The organism is Devosia riboflavina (genome assembly GCF_000743575.1).
Classification (GTDB): Bacteria; Pseudomonadota; Alphaproteobacteria; order Rhizobiales; family Devosiaceae; genus Devosia; species Devosia riboflavina.
In genome coordinates this window covers 141,741-163,329 of the sequence record NZ_JQGC01000009.1, presented here as the reverse complement: position 1 = coordinate 163,329, position 21,589 = coordinate 141,741, and the positions used below count along the sequence as shown (strand labels likewise).

The window sequence follows — 21,589 nt, the reverse complement described above, 5'->3', positions numbered from 1 at the left end:
AGCGAAAGGGGCGCGGCCTAGAGTGCCGCGCTCGGTCGCAATCAGGGCATCAAGCCCTGGGCATTGGCCTGCGCGTCGAGCAGGGTCTGGGCCACGTCGCCGGTGCCGAGCACGGCTTCCGTGACGGCTTCCTTCATCATGGCTTCGGCCTGGCGATAGTTCTGGCCGGGAAAAGCAACGTTCGGCGTCAGGCGCGAGAGCTGTTCGAGGTTCGGGCGGATCAGCGGGTGCTCAGCGGTCCAGGGGCCGAGGAAGTTCGGATCATCGACGATGTCGAGGCGCAGCGGCAGATAGCCGATCTTGGAGGTGATGATGGTGTAGCCATAGTCCGAAGTCAGGAACTTCATCAGCTCGTAAGCGGCGCGCTGCTTGATCGGGTCCTGCGAGAAGGCATAGAGCGCCGAGCCCGAATTGGTGGGGGCGGTCGGCTTGTCGCCAAAGGCCGGCATGCCGGCAACGCGCAGTTCCCAATTGCCCTCGGCAGACTTGGAAAGCGAGTTCTGCAGGGCGCTCGTATAGAGATACATGCCCAGATTACCGGCGGCGAACGCCTCGTGCGGATTGGCCGGGTCGAGGCGGGCATGGGCGCCGCTATCGACCATGTCGCGCAGCATCTGCACGGCCTCGATGCCTTCTTCATTGGCGAAGGTCAGCGTGTTGCCGTCGCGGACATTGCCGCCGTTGGACATGAGAATGCCCTGATAGACGAAGGTACCATCGGCCGGTCCATAGGCGCCGGGGAAGAAGCCGTCGGCGTCGGTCTTTTCGACGATGGCCTCGGCGGCGGTCTTCACCTCGGCCCAGGTTTTCGGCGGGTTTTCCGGGTCAAGACCAGCTGCGCGGAAGAGGTCGGCATTGTAGTAAAGGATCGGGGTCGAGAAGGTATAGGCAAGGCCATAGGTCTTGCCGTCGACCTTGCCGAGATCAACACCGCGCGGAATGAGCCCGTCGATCAGTTCGGCATAGCCTGCCGCGCCCGCCATATCTTCCAGCGGCTGTGCGCCGAGGTCGGTGGAAAGATAGATGAGATCGCGGAACACCAGCTGTGCCACGTCGGGCTGCAGGCCCGCGGCCATGTCTGCCTGAAGGCGCGTGATGATTTCGTTGGAAGGCACGCCGACGGTTTCCACCGTGATCAGCGGGTTTTCTTCCTCGAATTTTGCGATCATTTCGCGGGTGGCATCGGCCCCGGCGCTCGCGGTGGCAAGGTTGTAGTTATAGAAGGTGATGGTCACCGGTTCGGTGATTTCGGTGGCCATTTCAGCGTGGGCCACGCCGGTCATGGCGGTGGCGCCAAGGGCGGCGGCAGCCATGAACTTGAGGAAGGTGCGCTTTTGCATCGCGGGGGTTCCTGTTGGGAGGAGGGGATTACTTGGTGGCTTCGGCCAGCGCCGCTTCCTGCTTCTGGCGCAGCAGGGAGAGGTCGTAGCGATTGAGTTCGCGACGTGTCTGGGGCAGCGGAACGAGCGCCATGGTGAGGCCGGAAGAGCGGATGGTGCCGATCCCGAAGGAGGCGCCTTCGACCATGCGCAGGATGTCGGTGGTGAGAATGTCGGTAGCCGCGTGCTGGCCCATGCCGACAATGACCGGGATCCCGTGCCAGACCGAAAAGCGGTCGTGGTGGATATGGCCCGAGAGAATGCCGAGAACGTTGCGTCCTTTGAGAAGCTTCGCCAATTCCTGGGACTGGCCGAACTCTATGGTGCGCCAGTGGTCCCAGGGCGGCGCGTCGCCAAGCGCCGGCGCATGATGGGCGACGATCAGCTTGGGAAGGTCGGAACGTGTGTCGAGCGCGCGGGCCAGCCAGGCGAACTGTTCGCCCGTCAGGCTCCCGCCGATCTGGCCCGGTGTCGTCGTGTCGAGCGTGATGATGTGGATGCCGTCGATGACCTGTTCATGGTCATAAGGCGCGTCGAGATCGCTCGTACGGTCGAACATGCCTTCATAGAAGCCAGCCCGGGTGTCGTGGTTGCCGATGGCATAGACCACCGGCAAATCCGTTGCCGCCATGATCGACTTGAGCTGACGATAGCTTTCGACGTCGCCGCGATTGGTGAGATCGCCGCTCGCGACGATGAAGGCCGGCCTCTTGTCCATCGTGCCGATCAGCTCGATTACGCGCGCCAGCGTCGCCGAAGTGTCGCTGAAAAGGTGGTCGTCCGCCGCGGCCGGATTGCCCACATGCAGATCGGTAATGTGGATGAAAATGGTCTCGGACATGCCATGCTCCTATTGCTGGAGCAGGACCTAGACCTCGCGCGTCTCAGTGGCGTGACGAGTTTCGAACGCTGTATGAATCGCCCGATGGCCGCAGCTTGAACATCGGTGCCGTGGCAGCCACGACCTCTGAGAGAACAATGTCAGGATCGGTGAGATCGAGCCTGTGGCTCGTCAATTCGTCCGTGCGATGGCGATTGCGCGTCATCTGCGTGCGCACGCCCAACAGGCACGACATGCGAAAGCCGATCTCCACCTCGCTCAGCCAGGGTGCAACCCTGCGAAATTGCGGGATGAACTGCCGGTGGTGCTCCACGTCCTCGATCATCGGCCGGAAAATTTCCGGATGGTCGCTGGATTGGGCAATCGTCGTCATATGGCGCAACACGCTATAGCTGGAATGTGGATCAAGGCTCCAGCGTATGGACGGACCGACCAGCGCAATGATGAGATCTTCCACCTGCGCCGGGGCAGGATGGGATCTTTCGACCGCGTGGCGCAGCAGGGATAGCCGTTCGGCATTGAGCCGGAGATAGACCCGTTCGCCGGCCGAAAAGATCAACTGCTCCATGCTGCCGAAATGATAGTTCACGGCGCCGAGGCTCGTTCCCGCATGCTGGGTGATGGAGCGAACCGTGACTTCCTCAGGATGCGTCGCCGCCTGCAACAGGCGCTCGCAGGTCGTGAGAAGTTTTTCAACGGTGATGCTTTTCGATGGATCGCGCGACACGCGGCCACCATCGGCTTTGCTCATGACACGCGGATGAAATCGCCCACCAGTCGGCCGGGCGCATCGGATATGCCGGGCAGTCTCCCTAGAGCGTAATCCCCATCCAGATGGCCTCGTCGCGGCCAATCTCGCTGAGCCCGATATGCTTGTAAAAGCCATAGGCGCGGTCATTGGTCAGGCTGAGCCCGAGATGCATGGCCTTGGCGTCGGCTTTCCGCAGCGAGTCGAGTTCGGCTTCGATCATCTTGCGGCCCCAGCCGCCCGATTGGGCCGGCGGCAAAAGGTTGATGTGGAGATGCGCGGGATAGCGATCCGAGATCGAGGCATTGCCATGCTTGGGCTGGCGGATGCGGTCGAGCACATTCTTGTCCTGTTTGGTGGCCGCCTCGCGTCCGGCATATTTCTCCGCCAGCATGGGCCACCACTCGGCGTCGAGCCGCCGTTCGAAGGCCTGTGTATCCGTCGTTCCGACCACATAGCCGATGACGGCGCCGTCATCTTCCAGCACAAAGGCATGGTCGGGGGCAAAGTCGAGATAGGGCACCGACCACACCAGTCCCGGATAGTCCGGGTCCGAATAAAGGGCCGAAGCATCGGCCCCACCATCCGCCGTAAGCAGACAGATCGAAAAGAGGGCTTCCCTGTCTTCCGGGCGTGCCTGACGTATCTGTGGCGACATCAAAAATCCCTGTCCGTTCACTGCTTGGGGCGCGCCATTGCCGCCCCGCAAATCCCTATCGCTGCTGCGAGACGATCTCCGTTTTTGCCTTGGTCCGCAACCTCCGGTTCGCGCTTGCCAACTGCTTTACCGACAAGCCCCGCATATTCGCAGAGGTCGATATAGGGCTGGGATTTGAGCCAGTCCGTGTCGAAGACAGGCATGGCGAATTGCCCATTATGCAGTTCGATGAGCCGCTTGGCCTTGGGCACAAGCGCGAAAATCGCGCCCCAGTCGATGATGCCTTCGCCCGCCGGCACGAGATGGCGGCGGATGGAGCCGGGCTCTTCCGGCCGCAATATCGCATCGTCCACATGCACCTGGGCGATATGCGGCGCGAGACGTTTTGCGGCCGCGATTGGGTCTTCGATCCGCACCAGCATGTTCACCGGATCATAAGACACCCCGAGCCTGTCGGCCCCGACGCGCTCGATCAGAGCCAGGCACTCATAGGAGGTGATTTCCTCATGCGTCTTGACCAGTGCCCGCATGCCGAGATCGGCAAGATTGGGTCGAAGCCCCACCAGCAGCGCACCAACGGCATCGAGTTGCGCCGCCCAATTGCCCGCCCGGTCCTCCAGCGTCCCGATGGTGAAGAACATATCGGCCATGCCGAGGCTGGCCCCGGTTTCGAGCAGTCTTGCAACGCCGCGCGACAATTCCCCGTGGCCTAGCTCCAGTTCCCGCCCGTGGCGATCGAGGCGGAGCGGATTGAGCCAGTCAAGGCTCGCACCAATAGCGATACCAAGGCGGTCCGCCTCGGCCTTGAGCTCGCCCAAAGCGCCCTTGTCCAGCGTCGAACTCAGTTCGAAAAGGCTATAGAAGGTGACTTCCGAAGCCCCCAGCGCCGCGGCCCTTTTGAGAACTTCAAATGGCTCATTGCCGGCATTGGGAATGCTGCCGCGCATCAATGCGTACATGAAAACTCCTTCAGATGATCGGATAGACGCCGCGCGGGAACCGGGTAAGCCATTCGGCCCCGGTTTCGGTGACCAGAGCCACATCCCCGGCGCAGACATGGCCGAGTTCGGGCAGCGAAAAATTGGGGTGGATTTCAAACACCATGCCCGGCTGGAAGACCGGGCCATGGGCATCAAGACTGCGATCGCGCTGCGGCGAGAGCGCGACAGCAAGGCCGGGCTCGGAATAATCGAGCCCCAGACCATGGCAGGACTGGAAGCGGAACGGGTCGCTTTGCCGCGAATAGGGGCAGATGGCGTCAATCCGGCTTTCAATGAGATCGCCCAATTCATGCACCGGACGCCCTGGCCGCATCAGAGCCAGGGCATCGTCCTGGATCGCCTCGATCCGCGCGACGACATCCTTCAGCGCTGCACGAGCCGGCCCCATGCTGCCGATGCGCAACCCCTGGGCAAAATAGCCCTCATAGGAAACCATGGTGCCGAGTTGCACCCGGTCGCCGGGGTCCAGCGTCTCGGGCAATTCGAACATTTCAAAATAGGTCACCGGCGGCCTGGGACCAGTGGAAAGCCAGAGCCGTGAGATATCGGCGCCATGCCGGCGCCCCTCGTGCTCCACCTCGGCCATGAGGCCGGCCGGCGTCGCGCCGGGCTCTGCCGCATAGGCAAAGGCGCGTTCGATCATGGCATCCGAAATGGCACTGGCCCGACGGTGCAGGTCGATTTCTATCGGTGCCCGTGTCAGCCGCAGCGCCTGCAATTCGGCATCCACGGCTACGGCTTGGGGCAGGGTCGCTGCAAGCTGAGTAACAAAGCGCGGCGGCAATTCATCAGCTCCCGCCGTACCGACGCGCTGGTACCCACTAAGCAATTCCAAAGCCGTCGCCATGATCCCGTCCGGTCCGGCGCCAATAACCTCGAACGCTGTTCCCACGCGGGTCGAAAAGAGCCGCGCCTCGTTCTTCCCGGGCGCGACGATCGTCGCCCGACCCGCCGTCAGTACCAGTAGGGATGGCGCCCAGATCGGGCTGAACCCGGCAAACCAGCCCAGATTTCCGCTCGTTCGCGTTCCCGCCGCAAGGCCACGAGGCGCTGAAAAGCCAAGGATCGCTTCTAGCCCGAGCTGCTCTATCAGCGCTCGGCCCTGCTGGATCCTCTGGCCGTGATAGGCGCGGTCGAAAGGCGAAGGGGGTTTGGTTTTCATCGGTTGCATCCACCCTGTGACAGTCTCTTGACAAGCGGTTTCAGATGAGACCTTAATTACTGTAAGGAAAGTTACCAGACGGTCAAGTGGTGATGGAAGTTCTCTCCGGCAGTCCCAGGCTGCTTCGCAATCTCAATGAAAAGGCGGTGCTGCAGCGCCTCCTCAGCGAGGGTGCCCTAACGCGCATGGAACTCGAGGCCTTTACCGGTCTTTCCAAGCCCGCCATGTCCGACCTGCTGCGCCGACTCGAAGCGGTCAACCTCATCCGCCGCGATGGTGAAAAGGCTGGCACCTATGGTCCCAAGGCGGGACTTTGGGGCCTTGATCCCACTGCCTCCTTCGTGGCCGGCATCGATGTCGGCACCCATGGCATCGACGCGGCCATTGCCGATATCTCCGGCAATATCATCGGCACCTTCAAGCATGAGGGACGACCAGGCGAACGCTACGACGCCCACGAGCGCCTCACCGCCGTCCTTAAAGCCGTGACCAGGGAAGCCGGCATCGAAATCCGGCAGATCGACCAACTGGTCGTCGGCCTGCCTGGTATCGTCGACATCACCGCCGGCAATCTGCGCAAGGGCCAGCAGCTCCCCAATTGGGAGGGCTACCATATTCCCGAGGCGCTGCAGGAAGTGCTTGGCCACCGCCATGTGCTGATCGAAAACGACGTCAATCTCGTCGCCATCGAAGAGATGACCTTTGGCGCCGCCACCTCCATCCAGTCCTTCATCCTGCTCTGGGTCGGCGATGGCGTTGGTGCTGGTGCGGTGATCGGCGGGCGCCTGATCCATGGCTCGACCGGCACGGCTGGCGAACTCGGCGGCGCCATGGTGCCCGATCGTTTCGCCCAGCCCGGCGAGGCCGTCCACATGGCCCTCGTTGAAGACCTTCTCAATGTCGAAGGCATCGATGCACTGGTGGCGCGCCATGGCCTCGCCGGCACCGACAGTATCGATGCGATTACGCGAGCCGCTCGCACCGGCGGGCAGGGCCCCTTCTTCGCCGAACTTGGCTATCGCGTCGCCGCGGCACTGACCGGCGCCATCGGCATTCTCGATCCTGAAATGGTCGTGCTCGGCGGCGATGTCGGCCGGGCCGGCGGGCGAGCGCTCTGCGAGAGCGTCATCGGCATCCTGAAACGCCTGCCCATCGCCATTCCCCAGATTGTTCCCACCGCCGTGAGCAGCAATGCCGTGCGGGCGGGCGCCGTAGAACTCGCACTCGAGCATGCTCGCGAGCGTGTGTTCACGGGAGGCAGCGCGGCACGCGGCCTCCCGTGAGGAGATGGACCACCCTGATGAAGCAGCCTTCCCCGGAGACGTTTATGCACAGACATACAAGTTTGAAGAAGTCCCCCTGGCACTTGTCCAGAAGTTTGCGCGCCCTGGCCTTGGCCGGCCTGGCAGGCGTTGCGGCCCTTTCTGCACCGCTTCCGGCCATGGCCGAGGTGCCGCTGGATCAGCTCGTCCGCATCGTGGCCGAGGGTGGCAACAGCTTTACGCGCACCTTCAACCCCTTCTCGCCCACGGCGCGCTGGGTCAGCACCCGCACCATGTATGAACCGACCATGATCCAGAACTATGCGACGGGTCAGCTCGATCCGTGGCTGGCGACGGGCTACGAATGGTCCGCCGACGCACTGACCCTGACGCTCACCCTGCGCGACGACGTCAAATGGTCCGACGGTGAAGCCTTTTCCGCCGATGACGTCGCCTTCACCTTCAACCTCATGAAGGACAATCCGGGCCTGATTGGCCCCGCCGCCGGCGCCTTCGGCCAATATCTCAGCGCCGTGGAAGCGGTGGATGCGAAGACGGTGAAATTCACCTTTTCGACAGCCTATACACCGGGCCTTTATGCCATCGTCGACCAGTTCATCGTGCCCGAGCACGTCTGGAAGGATGTCGCCGATCCCGTCACCTTCGAGAATTCCGAACCGGTCGGCACCGGCCCCTTCACCACCATCGATGCCTTCGGCACCGACCGCTATCAGGTGACGCAGAACCCGAACTACTGGCAGCCGCTCAATATCGAAGGCGTCTTCGTCCAGGGTTTTAACGGCAATGACCAGGTCAGCGCCGCCGTGCTCTCGGGCAATATCGATTGGGGTGGGCTCGTGCCCGACCCGGACACCACTTTCGTGGCCCTCGATCCCGAACATTTTGGCTATTGGTGGCCGCGCACCTCCGTCGTGATGCTGCTCGCCAACACCACCGATGGTGCTCTCGGCGACACGACGGTGCGCAAGGCCATGAGCCTCGCGCTCGATCGCCAGCGCATGATCAATACCGGTGTCTGGGGCAAGTCGGTGCCCGGCAATGCCACCGGCCTGCCCGAAGGTCCGTTCAAGGACTGGATCGATCCGGCCGTGGTCGAAGCCGGCGCCTCCTGGGTCAATATCGATCCTGATGCCGCCAACAAGATGCTCGATGATGCCGGCTATGCGCGCGGCGCCGACGGCATTCGCGTCGACAAGGAAGGCCAGCCCATGGCCTATGACATCATCGTTCCCTCTGGCTGGAACGACTGGGTCTCGGCCAGCCAGATCGTCGCGGAAAACCTTGCCGATATCGGCATCAACGTAACCCTGCGCACGACGACAGCCGATAGCTGGACCAATTCAACCTTTACCGGCCAGTTCGACCTCTCGCTCGGCACCGCCCAGCGCACCGCAACGCCCTTCGAATTCTATCGCAACAATATGGCGACCTCGTCGGTCCAGCCGGTTGGCACGGCTTCGCCGAACAACCAGCAGCGCTATGGCGATCCGGCAGTGGACGAACTTCTCGCCAAGTTCGCCGCCTCCACCGACGCCACCGAGCAGAAGGCGATCATCGCCGAGCTCGAAGGCATGTTCAACGAGGCCGCCCCGGCCATCCCGCTCTACGAGCAGCCGGATTGGGGCCTCTACAACACCACCCGGTTCACCGGTTTCCCCAATGCAGAGAATGCTTACGCGCCTCTGAGCCTGCAGATGACCAATGGTCCCTTGCTGGTCTGGCCGAAGCTCGAACGTCGCGCTGAATAGCTCCCATTCGGCGCCGGGGCTCCCGCTCGCGGGAGCCCCACTTTGGAGGCCCTTTTATGCTCTACATTGCTAAGCGTTTGGCGTTCTACGTGCTGGCCGCCTTCGTCGCCATCACCGTGAACTTCTTCCTGCCGCGCCTGACGCCGGGCGATCCGGCCTCGACCATCGTCGCCACCTATTCGACGACGCTGAACGAAGAATCCCTCGCCGCTCTTCGGCAGGCCTATGGCCTCACCGACGATCCGCTGTTCCAGCAATACCTGACCTATCTCGGCAATATCCTGCGCGGCGATTTCGGCCGCTCGCTCTCCAATTTCCCGGCCCAGGTCAGCGATATCATCGCGGCCGGTATCGGCTGGTCCGTGCTTTTGGGGCTTACTTCGGTGCTCCTCAGCTTCGTCATCGGTTCGGCGCTCGGGGCGCTCGCCGCCTGGCGACGCGGTGGTATCTTCGATCGCGTTGCGCCGCCGGTGCTGCTCTTTCTCGGCTCGTTCCCGTACTTTTTCCTCGCGCTGCTGCTTTTCTATTTCTTCTGCTTCAAGCTGAAGTGGTTCCCGATGGGCAATGCCTATTCGAGCGTCAATCCGCCGCCCTTCACCCTCTCGGGCATTGGCGATGTGCTCTACCACCTGATTGCGCCTGCTTTCACCGTGGTGCTGGTCTCGCTCGGGCCATGGACCCTCAACATGCGCAACGCCATGATCGGCGTCTTGAGCGAAGACTATCTCACCCTTGCCGAAGCCAAAGGGCTAAAACCGCGCCGCGTGCTCTTCTCCCACGCCGTGCGCACCGCGCTCCTGCCCAACGTCACCGCCCTCGGCGCGGCCATTGGCGGCGTCTTTTCCGGGCAATTGCTCACCGAGATCGTCTTCACCTATCCGGGCCTTGGCTATTCGCTCATGCGCGCCGTCAGCGCGGTCGACTATCCGCTGATGCAGGCGCTTTTCCTCATCATTACGCTTTCGGTGCTCGCGGCCAATTTCATCGTCGACACGCTCTATGTGTTGCTCGACCCGCGTGTCCGCGCCGGACAGGGAGCCTGAGCCATGTCCTTTTACGAAACCTTTGGCAAAATCCGGCGTCAGGCCCTCGGCTCCGTGCCGGTGCTCGTCGGCGTCGTCATTCTCGTCATCCTCGTGGGCAGCACGGCGCTCGCCCGCTGGATCGCCCCCTACAACCCCACCCGCGCCACCGGCGGCATCAACGAGTTCCCCTCCTGGGCCCATCCTTTCGGCACGACCGGGCAGGGGCAGGACGTCCTCAGCCAGTTCCTCTATGGCGGCCAGAACACACTCTGGATCGCCTTCACCATCGCGGTTCTGACGACGCTGCTCGCGCTCATCGTGGCGCTGACCTCGGCCTATTTCCGCGGCTGGGTCGATGATGTGCTGACGCTCGTCACCAATGTCTTCCTCGTCATTCCTTCGCTGCCGCTCATCGTCGTCCTCGCCGCCTTCCTGACGCCCGGACCGGCAACTATGATCATGGTGCTCACCATCACCGGCTGGGCCTTTGGCGCGCGGCTATTCCGCTCCCAGGCATTGAGCCTGCGCGAACGCGAATTCATCGCCGCCGCCGAAGATGTGGGGGAACGCCGCTGGCGCATCGTCGCCATCGAACTCCTGCCCAATATGGGTTCGGTCGTCGCCGCCTATTTCGTCAATCAGGTGATCTTTGCCATCACCGCCCAGGCCTCGCTGGAATTCCTGGGCCTTGGCGATGGCGGCCAGGTCACCTGGGGCTCCATGCTCTTCTGGGCGCAAAATACCTCCGCCCTGATCCGCGGTGCCTGGTGGACCTTCGTCGTCCCCGGCATGGCCATCGCGCTCACCGCCTTCTCCCTCGCCCTCATCAACAATGCCGTCGACGAATTGGGCAATCCGCGCCTTCGCGCCGATCGCCTGTTGCGAAAGGCCGGCTTCCGCAAACCGAGCGCCTCGCTCATGACCCCGGTGAAGCGCGATGCCTGATCTCGTTCCCGCCCTAGAAATCACCAACCTCTCCGTCGGCTACGCCACCGAAGACGGCATCCGCACCGCCGTGGACAAAGTCTCCTTCAGCATCGCGCCCGGCGAATTCATGGGCCTTGCCGGCGAATCCGGCTGCGGCAAGTCCACCATCGCCCAATCCATCCTGCGCCTCCTCCGCGCGCCCGGCGTCATCACCGGCGGCGAAATCCGCGTCGCCGGCCACGACATGCTGACTGCCAATTCTGATCGCGTCCGCGAACTGCGCTGGCACACGGCCTCCATCGTGCTGCAAAACGCGCTGACCTCGCTCAATCCGGTCAAGCGCATCTCCGCCCAGCTCAAGGAAGTCCTCGAACGCGGCGGCGGTACCAAGACTCCGGCCGAGCTGCTGGAAATGGTCGACATCGACCCCAGTCGCCTCAGCGCTTTCCCGCACGAACTTTCGGGTGGCCAGCGCCAGCGCGTTGTTATCGCCATGGCGCTCGCCCTCTCGCCGCAATTGATCATTCTCGACGAGCCAACCACGGCCCTCGACGTGATCGTGCAGCAGGAAATTTTTGTGACGGTAAAAGCCCTGCAAAAGCGCATGGGCTTTGCCGTCCTCCTCATCACCCACGACCTACCGCTGCTCTTCGACGTTGCCGACCGCATCGCCGTGATGAAAGACGGAAAAATCGTCGAGACCGCCAGCACGGCGACCTTCCGTCAGCATCAGGAGCACCCCTATTCCAAGGCGCTGCTCTCGGCGACGCCCAAGGTCGATTTCACGATTTCGGAGCCTGTTGCCGAACGCAAACCCGTTCCGCCCGTCCTCGAAACGCACCACCTCGTCAAAAGCTACGGCCGCAATCCCTTCACCGGCAGCGCGGTCCTCCGCGCCGTCGATGACATGTCCTTCCGCCTGGCACCCCGCGAAATCGTGGCTCTGGTCGGCGCCTCGGGCAGTGGCAAATCCACCTTTGGGCGCATCGTAACCGGCCTCATTCGCCCGACCTCGGGTGACATCCTCGTCGATGGCCACACGCCCGTTCCCGTCTCCCGCCGCCGCCCCGGCACGCCACGCGCCGCGCAGATGGTGTTCCAGGATGTCTATGGTTCGCTCAATCCGCTCCACACCATCGGCCACCACCTCCGCCGCGCCGTGATTTCGGCGCCCGGCACGGACAAGCGCGATGTGAAGACACGCGTTGCCGCGCTCCTCACCGAAGTGGGCCTCACCCCTACCGAAAACTATCTCGACCGCCGTCCGCATGAACTCTCCGGCGGCCAGCGCCAACGCGTCGGCCTCGCCCGCGCGCTCGCCGCCTCGCCAAAGCTGCTGGTGGCCGACGAGCCGGTTTCCATGCTCGACGTCTCGATCCGGCGCGACATCCTCAACCTCATCGCGCGCCTGCGCGATGAACAGGGCGTTGCGGTGCTCTACATCACCCATGACGTGGTCAGCGCCGGCTACATAGCCGACCGTATCGCCGTGATGCACCGCGGCAAGCTGGTCGAAGAGGGACCGGCCAAGGCGGTCCTCAAAAATCCCCAACACGAATACACGCGCCGCCTCATCGCCGCCGTTCCCGGCGGGCTGGGGCTGCCGATTGACCAAAGCCAGGTGGCCCTATCATGAACATTCCGGAACTGCGCATCGGCATAGACGGGCGAAAATTTCCTCGCGCTGCCGAACTTGGCCCCATTGCTTTGTTGGAGCGCTGTGCCGAGCTCGGCCATGCCGGCGTCTTCTTCCGCACCGTGCTCGATGTCTCGCCGACGCTCGATGCCGGCTTCCTCGCCGCCGTAAAACAGCGCGCCGATGAACTCGGCCTCTACCTCGAAATGGGGCTCGGCAAGATCAATCCCTACAACACACCCGAAGCCCCCGAGGTCCGCGACATCGGCCAGGGCGATTATGTGCTCGGCATGACCCGCATGATCGAGGCAACCACGGCCATCGGCTGTACCGCGCTCTGGGGCGACACGGCCAATTACCAGCGCCATAGCTGGGGCCTCCACGCCATCGACCGCTACCGCACCGATGTCGATTGGCCCGACCAGCTCGAAGCCACGCGGAAATTCCTGCTCAAACTCAAACCGGTCCTCAAAGACCGCGGCGCCGTCATTGCCGTTGAAACCCATGAAGAGATCACCACGGCCGAAATCGTCCGCCTGATCGAGCAGGTCGGCGACGACGCCCTAGGCGTCACCCTCGACCTCGCCAATGTCGTAGTCCGCGGCGAAGACCCCGTCGCCGCCACGCGCCGCCTCGCCCCCTTCGTGCGCAAAACCCACATGCGCGACATCGTGCTCTTCGCCCGCCCGCACGGCCTCGAACGCCAGACCCGCGCCTGCGGCGATGGCGTCATCGATTGGGTAAAAGTTCTCGGCGCCATCTTCGAAGCCGGCAGCCGGCCCAATTTCACGATCGAAAATGTCTGGGGCTCGGACAAGAACCAGATCCCGCTTTTCGACCCCGACTGGCAGGCCCGCCAGCCGGATGCCGTGCTCGGGGAAATCCTCGAGCTTATCCGCCTCTCCCGCGTCTTCGAGGACGGCGTCCGCGCCGGCACGATGATCGCGCCGGACGACTATTTCTCCCCCAATCCCTCTCTTGACGAACTCGAGGGTTTCGTGTCGCGCAGCGGCGCAACCCTCAAGGCGGCCGCCGATGTGCTGCGCGCCGCTTCTGCTACAAAGGAGTAATACCGACCATGTCTTATCCGCTCAAAGTGCTCGTCATCGAAGCCCATCCCGACGAGGCGGAAATGTATACCGGCGGTACCATGCGGCGCCTTGCCGATCGTGGCGTCGCCGTCAAATTCATGTCGCTGACCAATGGTGATGCTGGTCACTACCAGATGGACCGCGATCCCCTAAAGCGCCGCCGCGCCCGCGAGGCCTATGCCGCTGCGCGCCATCTGGGCGTGCTCGATTACGAAATCCTCGACATCCATGATGGCGAGCTGATGCCGGACCTCGCTTTGCGCACGGCCGTCATCTCCTCCATCCGCCGCTGGCAGGCCGATGTGGTCATTACCTTCCATGACGATTGCCCCGGGCACCTCGATAACCGCAATGCCGGCAAGGTCGTGCGCGAGGCCTCCGGCTTCTGCACCAATGGCAATATCTGCCCCGAAGTGCCGCCGCTGGCCGAGACGCCGATCTTTCTCAAGATGATCGACTACGGTGCGCTCGACGTCCACAAGCACGACGTGGTCTTCGATGTCGCTTCGTCCATCGACGCCAAGCTCAAAGCCTGCGCCGCCCACGCCACCCAGTTCTACGAATTCGCCCCCTTCGAGCGTGGCTTCCTCAACGAAGCCCCGAAAATCGGCGACTGGGCCGCCGAGCGCGCCTTTATCCTGAAATACTGGCCGGAATTCATGTACGCGCTGCCCAGCATGAGCGGCGGCCACGAATTCGCCGAAAGCTTCCAGCTCGCCGACTATGGCCGCCAGGTCACCGCCGACGAGGTAAAAAAACTCTTCGCACTGTAAGCTACTGATCGCTTTGCCACACAAGCGAGCGATGAACCGGGGCCGAAAGCGGATTGCCGCTTTCGGCCCCAAACTATTGTGGCGGAAGCATTGTCCGCGCTATCGCCATTGACCATGAAGCCTTCCGGCTGCATTGTCCCGCCGCACGGGGCGATTGCAAGACATGGACGCGGCACGGGAACACGGTCGGCGAAGTTTTTCGCGTGGAGGGGGCGTCGCGTCCTCGATTTCGGGCAGCGCAGCGCATTAGTCATCGACAGTTCGGGCCGAGACCATTCCACGATGGACGAGCATACGCTTTCGTTTGGACCGTTCGAATTCTCCCCGACCCAGCGCCGACTGGTGCGGGACGGCACCGTGCTGCGCCTCGGCAGCCGCGCCTTCGATGTGCTTGCAACCCTCGTCGACCGCGCGGGCTCCGTCGTCAGCAAGGAAGAAATCATTGCCGCCGTCTGGCCCAACACCTTCGTCGATGAAGCCAATCTGCGCGTGCACATCTCCTCGCTACGCAAGGCCCTGGGCGAAGACCAGCTTCCCGCCCCGCTGATCGAAAATGTGCCGGGCCGCGGCTATGCCTTCGTTGCGCCCGTCGCCCGCCCGGTTCGACCCGTCCAGGAGGTGCCGATATCGCTTGAAGCCGGCCGCTCCAATCTGCCGCTTTCGGTCGTCCGCCCGGTTGGCCGCGATGATTTCATTGCCACCCTGATCGGCCAATTGCAGCGCCGCCGCCTCATCAACATCGTCGGCCCCGGCGGCATGGGCAAGACCACCGTCGCCGTCGCTGCGGCCGAGACGGTTGTCTCCGCCTATCCCGACGGTGTAGCCTTTCTCGATCTTGGCACCATGGACAGCGCCGAGCTGATCGTTCCCGGCCTTCTCTCGGTCATCGAGCGCGTCAATGGCAGCGTTGGCCCGGTACGCGATCTCTGGACCTATCTGCAGAACCGGAAAATGCTGCTGGTTCTCGACAATTGCGAGCATCTGATCGAGCCTGTCGCCAGCCTCGCCGAACAGCTATTGCGGGCTTGTCCCGCCGTGCAGGTACTGGCCACCAGCCGCGAGCCGCTGCGCGTGCCGTCCGAATGGGTGCAGCGCCTGCCGCCACTCGATCTTCCACCCGAGAATGCGGAACTGACGGCCGAAGCCGCCTTGCGCTATCCGGCCATCCAGCTCTTCGCCGAGCGCGCGTCAGAAGCCCTTGGCGGGTTCGAGCTGCGGGATGCCGATGCCGCGCATGCCACCGAAATCTGCCGCAGGCTCGATGGCATTGCCCTCGCCATCGAACTGGCCGCCGGTCGCATCGACACGATTGGGCTTGCCGGCCTTGCCAATGCGCTCGACGATCGCTTCAAGCTCCTCAAGCAAGGCCGACGCACGGCCCTGCCGCGCCATCAGACCCTGCGGGCAACACTCGACTGGAGCTTTGGCCTTCTCTCGACCGAAGAGCAGCAGGTGCTGCGGCGCCTGGCTGTCTTCAACGGCGGCTTCACGCTCGAAGCCGCGCGCAATGTCGCCGGCGAGGGCGGGGAAATCGAGGTCGACGACGTCATCGTCAGCCTCGTCGCCAAATCCCTGCTCACGGCCGATGTGGCCAATAGCATCGTCCACTATCGCCTGCTCGAAACCACACGGCGCTATTGCAGCGAGAAGCTCGCCGAGGCCGGCGAAGCTCCGGCCAAGGCGAGACTGCACGCCGCATACTATCTCCAGCTCTTCGAGCGCGCCGCAGCCGAATGGGAAAGCCAGCCCAATGAGGACTGGCTGCCCAACTATGGCCGGGAACTGGGCAATCTGCGCGCCGCCCTCATCTGGGCATTCGGCCCCAGCGGCTCCATCGACCTCGGCATTGCGCTGACCGTTTCGGCCATTCCCCTCTGGTTCCAGCTTTCGCTCGTCGAAGAGCGATTGGCGGCGGCAAAGCGCGCCGTCGCGGCTCTCGGCTTGCAGTCCCAGGCTGAAAAACGCCAGCGCATGCAGTTGAACGTCGTCCTCGGCTGGCCGCAGCTCAACGCCATATCCGGCGTCGAGAGCGGCCCCGCCGCCTGGCGCACCGTCCTGACCATTGCCGAAGAGCTTGGCGAAACGGACTATCAGTTGCGAGCCCTCTGGGCTCTTTGGGTGGACCGCACCAATAGCGGCGACAATCGCGCCGCCCTTGCCCTTGCCGAGCGTTTCATCGTCACCAGCGCGAACTCCAGCGATGCCAGCGACGTCCTGATCGGCAAGCGCATGCGCGGCCGGTCCCGGCACCTGCTCGGCTACCAGTCCGAAGCGGCGGCAGATCTTACCGAAATGCTGCGCCACTATGGCCAGGCGCCTAACCGGTCGCATCTGGTGCGCTTCCAATATGATCAGCGCGTTATGGCCCGCTCGACGCTTGCACGCACTCTGCTGGTGCGGGGCTTTCCCGAGCGTGCCCTGGCGGAAATTGCCGGCATGGTGGAGGAAACGCTGGCCCTCAACGACACGCCGACATTGTGCCATGTGCTCCTAGATGGCGCCTGCATGGTCAGCCTCCTGGTGGGAGACTATGAGGGGGCCGAGCGCCATATCGCGCTTCTGGCACAGCGTTCCGCCCAGGCGGCCATGGATGTCTGGCACACCTATTCCCACGCCTGCGCCGGCGCCCTGATGCTGCGTTCGGGGGAAGTGGAGGAGGGCCTCGCAATATTGCAGGAGGCGCTCCGCAAATTGCAGTCGGCCGGTTTCAGACTGCACTTCGCCGCCCTGCGCGGCATGCTGGCCGAAGGGCTGGCGCGGAGCGGCCGGCTTGCCGAGGCCCGCGAGGCGATCGATGCGAGCCTCATCGAATGTGCCGAAACCGGCGAATACTGGTTCCTGCCGGAATTGCAGCGGATCAAGGGCGACATCATGCTCCTTCTGGGTGACACGGCCGGCGGCGAACAGCAATTGCTGCTCGCCCGCACCACGGCCCAGGAACAGGAAGCTCTCGCCTGGGAACTGCGCAGCACGACGAGCCTTGCAAGGTTCTGGCGCAGCGACGGGCGCGAAGATGTGGCAAAGGCCGCGCTGGCCGAACTCCTGCCGCGCATGCCCGAGGGTTTTCTGCGGCCCGATTTCCTGCGCGCATCGGCCATCGCCGAAGCGCTCGCCTAGGCGCTGAATTTACAACGCTTTACTGGCCCCAGCCAGGCGAACTGCCATAGTTCGGATGGGCGGTCGCAACTGCCCGACCAGAACAATAGGCTCGTCAAGCATGCGCATTCTGATGATTCTCATTCCGGACCGCGACGTTTCACCCTCCGAGCATGGCGCAGAGCTCCGGCTGGAGCGGTTCGTCATCCCCTATTATGTCTTTGTCGATGCCGGCATCGACCTCGTCCTGGCCTCCCCCGGTGGTGGCGCACCCTGGATTCGCAGCCAGGCGAACGCCGCTTCGCCCCTGCCGCAACTGCAACGCTATCAGGCTGACCGGGCCGTCCACGATGCGGTCAACGACACCCTGGCCCTCGACGATGTGCATGCCGAAGATTTCGGCGGCGCCTTCTGCATCGGTCTGCCTGGCCCGCTCTGGCTCGAAGACAGTGCCGATCCGGCCGCCCGAATGATTGCGAGGTTCCTCGACGCTGGAAAGCCGGTCGCTGTAATCCCGAGCCGGCTCGACATCCAGCCCCATGGCAGCCGGCATGGCCTGCTGATCATCGGGGAAGGCGAAGATCAACCCGCACAGGCCGCGCGGGCCCTGCTCGGTGCCCTATACGCGGCCGACGAGATTCATTGAACATCTCAGCGCGAGGCGCCCTTGAGCGCTTCGAGATCGCCGCTGTCATGTGAGCAGAAGACGCGCACATCGTCCGCCTCCCGGTCCAGCGCTCGCAGCCGCTCGAGATTGCCGCGCGCTGCCATGAGGTCCGTCATCATGATCCGCTCATAGACGGCAAGGCCCACCGGCATATGCGGATGGGCATGATCCATCTGCCCGCGATGGAGATAAGCATCCCCGGCATGGAGCAGCCATCCGGCTTCGGTGGCAATGGTGATCCCGGCATGGCCATGCGTGTGCCCCGCCAGCGGTACCATCAGGATTTCGGGCGGCAATCCATCGAGCGCGCGTACCGCCTCAAAACCGAACCAGGCCTCCCCGCCCGCGGCATAGGTGCGCCAGTCCCGCACAGCGTCCCAGTCGAGCGGCCGATAGCGCTGCCGGGCAATGAAACCCCGGCGCTTGTGCTCGGCGGCGTCGCGCTCGGCCTCAAGCACATGCACCCGCGCTTCGGGAAAGTCCTCGATGCCGCCGGCATGGTCGAAGTCGAGATGCGTGAGAATGATGTGGCGGACATCGCGCGCCGAAAAGCCGAGCGCCTCGATCTGGCGCAGCGCCGTATCCTCTTCGCGCAGCCTCGTATTGAGGATCAGCGGCCATGTATAGGCCAATCGTCGTCGCGGCTTCTGCAGCACATCCTGCAAGCCATAGCCGGTATCGACCAGCACCAGCCCCTGCGCCGTCTCGATAAGCACCACATGCGTGCAGAGATCGGCCAAAAGGCCGCGGCTGCGGCCATCGAACAGCGCGCCGCCCAGCGGGCAATGCGTGCCGCAATTGAGATGATGAATGCGCATCGTGTCCCCCAGCGAAAGCGGCCGGCGCATCGACTGCGCCGGCCCTGATCTCAGGCAGCGGCTATCGGGAATACAAGAGTCTTGCTCCGCCGCATATTGGCCAACGACCAGTCCAGTGCGAGATCGGCAACCTCTTCCCAGCCCGGGTCCATGCAGGTCCAGTGCGAACGCTCCGGAAAGATGCGCAGCTCGGTCTTGCTCGGCGCCTGCTTCTGGCGCTCATAGATGGCCTTGGTCATCGAGGCATCCGCAATGAGGTCGCGTCCGCCCCCGATCAGCAGCAGCGGCGCGCGATTGGCATTGTTCCAGCGGATCTTGCCCTCAGAACTGACGACGCCATCCCAATAGACCTTGCCGGCCGTCGGTACGATATAGCGCTCATAGAGCGCATCCGCCTCGGCCCTGGTGGGAACGGTCTGGGCAAAGCGGGTGGCAAAGAATTTGCGCGTCATCTGCAAGGACCGGTTCCAGCCGTTCCAGGCAAAGAGCGCTGGCGCTGCCGAGACGATGGAATGCGGGCCAAGCGGCACCCCGGTCGTCGGCGCTGGATCGATGGCGACACCCGCCACGCCCAGTCCGCGATCGAGCAATTGCTGCACCCAGACCCCGCCTGCCGAATGGCCGATCAGGATCGGCTCCTCGGGCAGCGCCTGGATCTGCCGCTCATAGTGGTCGACGATCGCCTTCACGCCCGTCTTGGCAAGCTGCGGATGGGGACTGGCGCGCAGCTCCGCCGGGTTGCGATCGTTAAAGGGCCAGTCCGGCGCCACAACGCGAAACCCCTTTTGCTCATAATGGGCTTTCCAGCGTTCCCAGCTCTTGGAGTTAAGCCAGGCTCCGTGGATCAGCATGATGGTTTTGGTCATTTTCGTCTCCTGATGGATGGTTGGCAGTCGATTGGCTTTGAGGCGGCAGCGCCCGGAAAGGGCGCTGCCTCATCACGCGGCCGAGCGGGCCGCGCCCGTTGCCGTGACGAAGCGGAAGAGCTCCGCGTTCACCCGATCCTTCTGGGTGGTGCAGATGCCATGGTCGCCGCCCGCATAGACGACGAATTCCGCATCCCTGACGATTTTCGACGAGATATTGCCCGAGGCGACGATCGGCACGATCTGGTCGTCATCGCCATGGAGGATCAGCGTCGGCACATCGAAGCGCTTCAGGTCCTCGGTCAGGTCGGTTTCCGAGAAAGCCTTGATGCAGTAATGCGATGCCGGCATGCCTGCATTCATGCCCTGCAGCCAGAAACTGCTGCGCACCCCTTCGCTGACAGCGGCGCCGGGCCGGTTGTAGCTATAGAACGGCATCGACAGGTCCCAGAAGAACTGGCTGCGGTCGGCATGAACCCCGGCACGGATACCGTCGAACACCTCGATCGGCAGGCCCAGCGGATTGGCTTCGGTTTTCAGCATCAGCGGCGGCACGGCGCCGATCAGCACGGCCTTGGCGACCCGCCCGGTACCATGCCGGCCGATATAGCGGGCAACCTCGCCGCCGCCGGTCGAATGGCCGATATGGATGGCGTCGCGCAGGCCAAGATGGGTGACCAGTTCCGCCAGGTCATCGGCATAGGTATCCATGTCATTGCCATGGAACGGCTGGCTCGACCGGCCATGGCCGCGCCGGTCATGCCCGATGGCGCGATAGCCGCGCTGGGCGAAGTAAAACATCTGGTCTTCGAACGCATCGGCACTGAGCGGCCAGCCATGCGAGAAGACCACGGGCTGGCCGGAGCCCCAGTCATTGTAGAAGATTTCTGTGCCGTCCTTGGTGGTAAAGGTGCTCATCTGTCTCTCCTGTGGTGAGCGAGAAAGGGTGCCGCCGCCCCGCAATGGGGGAGGCTCGGGGCGGCGGCAGGGTTTCGCGATGTGGGGCAGGGGCCCTCGCGGAAAGCCTACTGGCCGGCCGCGGCAGTGGCGGCGGTCTCGATCAGCTTGGCCGTAGCCTCGGCATGGGCGATGAAGGCGAGATGGCCGCCGCTGACCTTTTCGACGGTGGAGCCGGCGCGCGTGTACATCATCTCCTGCAGGGCAGGCGGGATGACATGGTCGGCATCGGCCGTCTGGTACCAGGTCGGCTTGTCCCGCCAGGCGGCAACGGTCAGCGGAAATGCACCGGCATCATTGAGCGAGATCGGCACCTGACTGTCGCGCAGGAATTCGGCATCGGCCGGGGGCAGGCTGTCGGCAAAGCCGGGAACAAAGGCATCTTCATTGAAGAAAGCAAAACCATCGGCCGTGAAGTCGAACGGGGGCGGATGATTGGGATCCTGCGGGATCATGCCGAACACGGATTCGCCGACATCGGGCATGAAAGCTTCGACATAGACGAGGCCCACCACCTTCTCATGATCGCCGGCCTCGGTAATCACGGCCCCGCCATAGGAGTGGCCGACAAGAATGGTCGGGCCATCCATGCGGTCGAGCACCCGGTCGGTCGCCGCGACATCGTCGGTCAGCGAGGTCAGCGGATTCTGCACCATACGGACATTGTAGCCGTCCGCCTTGAGGATCTCGTAGATCGGGCGCCAACCCGAGCCATCGGCCCAGGCGCCGTGCACCAGCACGATGTTTTTGACGGGATCGGCGGCGAGTGCGCCGGTGGCCGAGGCGAGCAGCGCCGAAATGGCGACAGCCGCGAAGGCAGCAGTTTTGATATTGGGCATTTGTCTCTCCTGTTGCGTGCCGAGGCGGTCTCGACAGGGACAGGATTGACGCGGCAGCGGCGCCCTCGCCAGTT

Annotated in this window: 19 protein-coding genes; 9 read left to right on the top strand and 10 right to left on the bottom strand. The window is 63.5% G+C overall.

Annotated elements, in window-relative coordinates; all coding sequences use genetic code 11:
* Positions 1-41: 41 nt before the first annotated feature.
* The 6 genes from JP75_RS11610 to JP75_RS11585 all read right to left on the bottom strand — a co-directional run bounded on the left by JP75_RS11610 (position 42) and on the right by JP75_RS11585 (position 5,789).
* On the bottom strand, positions 42-1,340 hold the full coding sequence (locus JP75_RS11610; protein ID WP_035082936.1) for an ABC transporter substrate-binding protein: 1,299 nt from the start codon (positions 1,338-1,340) through the stop codon (positions 42-44).
* A 28-nt stretch (positions 1,341-1,368) separates the two neighbouring features.
* Positions 1,369-2,220 (bottom strand): metallophosphoesterase, encoded by an 852-nt coding sequence (locus tag JP75_RS11605; RefSeq protein ID WP_035082933.1) that lies wholly within the window; start codon positions 2,218-2,220, stop codon positions 1,369-1,371.
* A gap of 43 nt (positions 2,221-2,263) precedes the next feature.
* Complete coding sequence (locus tag JP75_RS25290; protein WP_051960621.1) at positions 2,264-2,971, bottom strand: TetR/AcrR family transcriptional regulator; 708 nt, start codon at positions 2,969-2,971, stop codon at positions 2,264-2,266.
* A 61-nt stretch (positions 2,972-3,032) separates the two neighbouring features.
* Complete coding sequence (locus tag JP75_RS11595) at positions 3,033-3,626, bottom strand: GNAT family N-acetyltransferase (RefSeq protein ID WP_035082930.1); 594 nt, start codon at positions 3,624-3,626, stop codon at positions 3,033-3,035.
* Positions 3,627-3,643: 17 nt separating this feature from the next.
* Positions 3,644-4,585 carry a sugar phosphate isomerase/epimerase family protein gene (locus tag JP75_RS11590; RefSeq protein ID WP_035082928.1) on the bottom strand — a complete coding sequence of 314 codons (942 nt, stop codon included), beginning with the start codon at positions 4,583-4,585 and terminating at the stop codon, positions 3,644-3,646.
* A gap of 10 nt (positions 4,586-4,595) precedes the next feature.
* Entirely contained in the window at positions 4,596-5,789 is a 1,194-nt protein-coding gene (locus JP75_RS11585; RefSeq protein ID WP_035082926.1) for a M24 family metallopeptidase, read from the bottom strand.
* 92 nt (positions 5,790-5,881) lie between these two features.
* On the opposite strand from JP75_RS11585, the gene JP75_RS11580 reads away from it, so the two are divergent.
* From JP75_RS11580 to JP75_RS11540, 9 genes are all read left to right on the top strand, one after another.
* Positions 5,882-7,072, top strand: coding sequence for an ROK family transcriptional regulator (locus tag JP75_RS11580; RefSeq protein WP_035082924.1), 1,191 nt, complete (start codon positions 5,882-5,884; stop codon positions 7,070-7,072).
* Positions 7,073-7,155: 83 nt separating this feature from the next.
* Complete coding sequence (locus JP75_RS11575; RefSeq protein WP_160194678.1) at positions 7,156-8,820, top strand: ABC transporter substrate-binding protein; 1,665 nt, start codon at positions 7,156-7,158, stop codon at positions 8,818-8,820.
* Positions 8,821-8,876: 56 nt separating this feature from the next.
* Positions 8,877-9,863: an ABC transporter permease gene (locus JP75_RS11570; protein ID WP_035082922.1), complete on the top strand. Its 987-nt coding sequence runs from the start codon at positions 8,877-8,879 to the stop codon at positions 9,861-9,863.
* 3 nt (positions 9,864-9,866) lie between these two features.
* On the top strand, positions 9,867-10,790 hold the full coding sequence (locus tag JP75_RS11565; RefSeq protein WP_051960619.1) for an ABC transporter permease: 924 nt from the start codon (positions 9,867-9,869) through the stop codon (positions 10,788-10,790).
* On the top strand, positions 10,783-12,408 hold the full coding sequence (locus tag JP75_RS11560; RefSeq protein WP_051960618.1) for a dipeptide ABC transporter ATP-binding protein: 1,626 nt from the start codon (positions 10,783-10,785) through the stop codon (positions 12,406-12,408). Before JP75_RS11565 ends, JP75_RS11560 begins: the two co-directional genes overlap by 8 nt.
* Entirely contained in the window at positions 12,405-13,478 is a 1,074-nt protein-coding gene (locus JP75_RS11555) for a sugar phosphate isomerase/epimerase family protein (protein ID WP_051960617.1), read from the top strand. The genes JP75_RS11560 and JP75_RS11555 overlap by 4 nt, the downstream gene beginning before the upstream one ends.
* A gap of 8 nt (positions 13,479-13,486) precedes the next feature.
* Positions 13,487-14,272 carry a PIG-L deacetylase family protein gene (locus JP75_RS11550; RefSeq protein WP_035082920.1) on the top strand — a complete coding sequence of 262 codons (786 nt, stop codon included), beginning with the start codon at positions 13,487-13,489 and terminating at the stop codon, positions 14,270-14,272.
* Positions 14,273-14,554: 282 nt separating this feature from the next.
* A complete protein-coding gene (locus tag JP75_RS11545) occupies positions 14,555-17,389 on the top strand; it encodes an ATP-binding protein (protein WP_051960616.1) in 2,835 nt (944 codons plus the stop codon).
* A 100-nt stretch (positions 17,390-17,489) separates the two neighbouring features.
* On the top strand, positions 17,490-18,014 hold the full coding sequence (locus tag JP75_RS11540) for a type 1 glutamine amidotransferase family protein (RefSeq protein WP_035082918.1): 525 nt from the start codon (positions 17,490-17,492) through the stop codon (positions 18,012-18,014).
* Between the two features lie 5 nt (positions 18,015-18,019).
* On the opposite strand, the gene JP75_RS11535 is transcribed toward JP75_RS11540, so the two are convergent.
* The 4 genes from JP75_RS11535 to JP75_RS11520 form a co-directional block, all read right to left on the bottom strand.
* Positions 18,020-18,853, bottom strand: coding sequence for an MBL fold metallo-hydrolase (locus JP75_RS11535; protein ID WP_035083081.1), 834 nt, complete (start codon positions 18,851-18,853; stop codon positions 18,020-18,022).
* Between the two features lie 50 nt (positions 18,854-18,903).
* Positions 18,904-19,719, bottom strand: a complete 816-nt coding sequence (locus JP75_RS11530; protein WP_035082916.1) for an alpha/beta hydrolase — start codon at positions 19,717-19,719, stop codon at positions 18,904-18,906.
* Positions 19,720-19,791: 72 nt separating this feature from the next.
* Positions 19,792-20,637 (bottom strand): alpha/beta fold hydrolase, encoded by an 846-nt coding sequence (locus JP75_RS11525; protein ID WP_035082914.1) that lies wholly within the window; start codon positions 20,635-20,637, stop codon positions 19,792-19,794.
* 107 nt (positions 20,638-20,744) lie between these two features.
* Entirely contained in the window at positions 20,745-21,515 is a 771-nt protein-coding gene (locus JP75_RS11520) for an alpha/beta hydrolase (RefSeq protein ID WP_035082912.1), read from the bottom strand.
* Positions 21,516-21,589: the final 74 nt, after the last annotated feature.

Coding starts and splice junctions, on each gene's coding strand:
- JP75_RS11610 (WP_035082936.1), bottom strand. CDS start 1,340: ATGCAAAAGCGCACCTTCCTCAAGTTCATGGCTGCCGCCGCCCTTGGC.
- JP75_RS11605 (WP_035082933.1), bottom strand. CDS start 2,220: ATGTCCGAGACCATTTTCATCCACATTACCGATCTGCATGTGGGCAAT.
- JP75_RS25290 (WP_051960621.1), bottom strand. CDS start 2,971: ATGAGCAAAGCCGATGGTGGCCGCGTGTCGCGCGATCCATCGAAAAGC.
- JP75_RS11595 (WP_035082930.1), bottom strand. CDS start 3,626: ATGTCGCCACAGATACGTCAGGCACGCCCGGAAGACAGGGAAGCCCTC.
- JP75_RS11590 (WP_035082928.1), bottom strand. CDS start 4,585: ATGTACGCATTGATGCGCGGCAGCATTCCCAATGCCGGCAATGAGCCA.
- JP75_RS11585 (WP_035082926.1), bottom strand. CDS start 5,789: ATGAAAACCAAACCCCCTTCGCCTTTCGACCGCGCCTATCACGGCCAG.
- JP75_RS11580 (WP_035082924.1), top strand. CDS start 5,882: ATGGAAGTTCTCTCCGGCAGTCCCAGGCTGCTTCGCAATCTCAATGAA.
- JP75_RS11570 (WP_035082922.1), top strand. CDS start 8,877: ATGCTCTACATTGCTAAGCGTTTGGCGTTCTACGTGCTGGCCGCCTTC.
- JP75_RS11565 (WP_051960619.1), top strand. CDS start 9,867: ATGTCCTTTTACGAAACCTTTGGCAAAATCCGGCGTCAGGCCCTCGGC.
- JP75_RS11560 (WP_051960618.1), top strand. CDS start 10,783: ATGCCTGATCTCGTTCCCGCCCTAGAAATCACCAACCTCTCCGTCGGC.
- JP75_RS11555 (WP_051960617.1), top strand. CDS start 12,405: ATGAACATTCCGGAACTGCGCATCGGCATAGACGGGCGAAAATTTCCT.
- JP75_RS11550 (WP_035082920.1), top strand. CDS start 13,487: ATGTCTTATCCGCTCAAAGTGCTCGTCATCGAAGCCCATCCCGACGAG.
- JP75_RS11545 (WP_051960616.1), top strand. CDS start 14,555: ATGGACGAGCATACGCTTTCGTTTGGACCGTTCGAATTCTCCCCGACC.
- JP75_RS11540 (WP_035082918.1), top strand. CDS start 17,490: ATGCGCATTCTGATGATTCTCATTCCGGACCGCGACGTTTCACCCTCC.
- JP75_RS11535 (WP_035083081.1), bottom strand. CDS start 18,853: ATGCGCATTCATCATCTCAATTGCGGCACGCATTGCCCGCTGGGCGGC.
- JP75_RS11530 (WP_035082916.1), bottom strand. CDS start 19,719: ATGACCAAAACCATCATGCTGATCCACGGAGCCTGGCTTAACTCCAAG.
- JP75_RS11525 (WP_035082914.1), bottom strand. CDS start 20,637: ATGAGCACCTTTACCACCAAGGACGGCACAGAAATCTTCTACAATGAC.
- JP75_RS11520 (WP_035082912.1), bottom strand. CDS start 21,515: ATGCCCAATATCAAAACTGCTGCCTTCGCGGCTGTCGCCATTTCGGCG.